Here is a 2,748-nt window from a genome sequence, read left to right as displayed (position 1 = left end):
GCTGGCGGCCGACCTGTCGCCCGAGCGCCTGCGCCGCTTCTTCGTCGAAGAGGGCGGCGGCTACCGCGTCTCCAAGCTGTTGCGCGAGATGGTCGTCTTCGCGCGCCAGAACATCATCAGCGACCCGCCGTTCTCGCGCATCGACATCATCACCTGCCGCAATTTGCTGATCTACCTCGAGCCGAGCCTTCAGAAGAAGATCTTCCCGCTCTTCCACTACGCGCTCAAGCCGCACGGCTTCCTGTGGCTCGGCGCTTCGGAATCGATCGGCGGCTTCACCGACCTGTTCGAGCCGCTGGACCGCAAGCAGAAGATGTACACCAAGAAGGCAGCTTCGGTATCCCCCTTCGTGCTGCCGCTGGGCTCGATGCGCGAGCGAGACAGCGCCCGCTCGCGCCGGGCCGCCGCCGTTTTGCCGGTGGCGGTCGGAACCGCCGCCACCAGCGCCGCCGCGATTCAAGCCGAGCACAACGCGCAGCGCGAGGCCGACCGCGTTTCGGTCAGCCAGTTCGCGCCACCCGGCGTGCTGATCGATGCCGATCGGCAGATCCTGCAGTTCCGCGGCGTCACCAGCGCCTACCTCGAGTCACCCAGCGGCGTGGCCACCTTCGACGTGCTGAAGATGGCGCGCGAAGGCCTGATGCTGCCGCTGCGCTCGGCCATCGCTCAAGCCGCCAAAGAAAACAAGACGGTGCGCCGGCAGGGCGTGCGCGTCGAACACAAGGGCACGATCCACCGCACGAACCTGGAAGTCATCCCGCTGAAGAACCTGCGCGAGCGATGTTTCCTGGTCTTGTTCGAAGACGCCGACAAGCCAGCCCGCGAGCCGGCGCCAGCACTGGAAGCGGACGACGCAGCAGCGCTGTCTGCGCCGGGCGACGACGCGCGCCGCGTCGCCGAGCTCGAGAACGACCTGTCCGAAACGCGCGAGTACCTGCAGACCATCGAAGAGCGCCATGAAGCCTCGAGCGAAGAGCTGCAGGCCGCCAGCGAAGAAGTCCAGTCGGCCAACGAAGAGCTGCAAAGCCTGAACGAAGAGCTGACGACCTCGAAGGAAGAGCTCGAGTCGTCGAACGAGGAGCTGACCACCGTCAACGACGAGATGGCGCACCGCAATGCCGAGCTGGCCGTGCTCGGCAACGACCTGATCAATATCCAGAACTCGGCGCAACTGGTGGTGGTGCTGCTCGGCCGCGACTTGCGCGTGCGCCGCTTCAGCGCCCAGGCGGCCAAGCAGTTCAACCTGGTGCTGGCCGACATCGGCCGGCCGATCGGCCACATCCGGCACCGCCTCGAGCTGCCCGACCTCGAAGCGCTGGTCAACGAGGTGATCGACAACATGCAGCCGCAGGAGCGCGAGCTGCAAGACAAAGACGGCCGCTGGGTTTCACTGCAGGTGCGACCCTACGTGACGCAGGACAAACGGGTCGATGGCGCGGTGCTGGTGCTGGCCGACATCGACACCTTGAAGCGCAGCGCGCAGGCGCTGGAGTTGAGCGAGGCCCAGCACCGCGCGATGTTCGCGGCCACCAGCGTGGGCGTGAGCGAGGCCGACCCCGCCACCGGGCGGCTGTTGCGCGTGAACGAACGCTTCGCTCAGATGCTCGGCTACGGCGAAGCCGAAGTGGTCGGCAAGATCTTTCTCGAGCTGATGCATGCCGAAGACCGGCCGGGCTACCAGGACGGTTTTTCCAGCCTGGTGCGCGGCGAAACGTCGACCTACGAGGTCGAGACGCGCATGCTGCGCAAGGACGGCAGCACGGTCTGGGTACATCGAACCGTCAACATGGTTCGCGACGCGGCAGGGACTGCATTGCGCGCGGTGGCGATCACGCTGGACATCACCGAGCGCAAACGTGCCGAGCAAGCCCTGCGTGACAGCGAGCGCACTTTCCGCGAGATGGTCGATGCGCTGCCGGTGGCCGTCTACACCACCGATCTCGACGGCCGCCTGACGCACTTCAACCCGGCGGCGGTCGAGCTGGCCGGGCGCACGCCGGTGCTCGGCACCGACGAGTGGTGCGTGAGCTGGAAGGTCTACGACGCCGACGGCCATCGGATCCCGCTCGCCGACTCGCCGATGGCCCTGGCCCTGCGCGAGGACCGCCCGGTGCGGGGCGTCGAGGCGGTGCTCGAACGGCCCGACGGCACGCGGGCCTGGTTCCGCCCGTACCCGACACCGGTGCACGACGCCCAGGGCAAGCTGGCCGGCGGCATCAACCTGCTGCTCGACATCACCGAAGGCCGGAAGTCCGAAGAGGCCCTGCGCGAGGCCGACCGGCGCAAGAACGAATTCCTGGCGATGCTGGCGCACGAGCTGCGCAACCCGCTGGCCCCGATCCGCAACGCGCTGCAGATCTTGCGTGTTGCGCTCGAAGCCGGCCCCGATGCCGCGCCGGACCTCGCCCTCGGCGGACGCCGGCTCGACGCCAGCCGCGCCAACGCTTCCGCGCTGAAGATGATGGAGCGCCAGATCGCGCAGATGGTGCGCCTGGTCGACGACCTGCTCGACGTGAGCCGCGTCAGCCTGGGCAAGATCGACCTGCGCCTGGAACGGGTGAACCTGGCCGCGGTGCTGCACCAGGTCGAGCAGGCCGCGCGCTCGATGTACGAGGCCCGCGGCGTCACGTTGACGCTGACCTTGCCGCCCCAGCCCGTGGTGCTGAACGCCGACCCGGCGCGGCTGGTCCAGATCGTGGGCAACCTGGTCAACAACGCCTGCAAGTTCACCCAAACCGGGGGCCAGGT

The 2,748-nt window shown here is 67.8% G+C and carries 1 protein-coding gene; it reads left to right on the top strand.

Annotated elements, in window-relative coordinates; all coding sequences use genetic code 11:
• Positions 1–2,748: PAS domain S-box protein (locus AC30N0_RS19515; RefSeq protein ID WP_489519545.1), on the top strand; the 2,748-nt coding region annotated here is incomplete at both ends.

The organism is Rhizobacter sp., from assembly GCF_031412495.1.
GTDB lineage: Bacteria > Pseudomonadota > Gammaproteobacteria > Burkholderiales > Burkholderiaceae_C > Schlegelella_A.
Note: the sequence above shows the minus strand (reverse complement) of the source record. Positions and strands in the feature narration are given on the sequence as shown.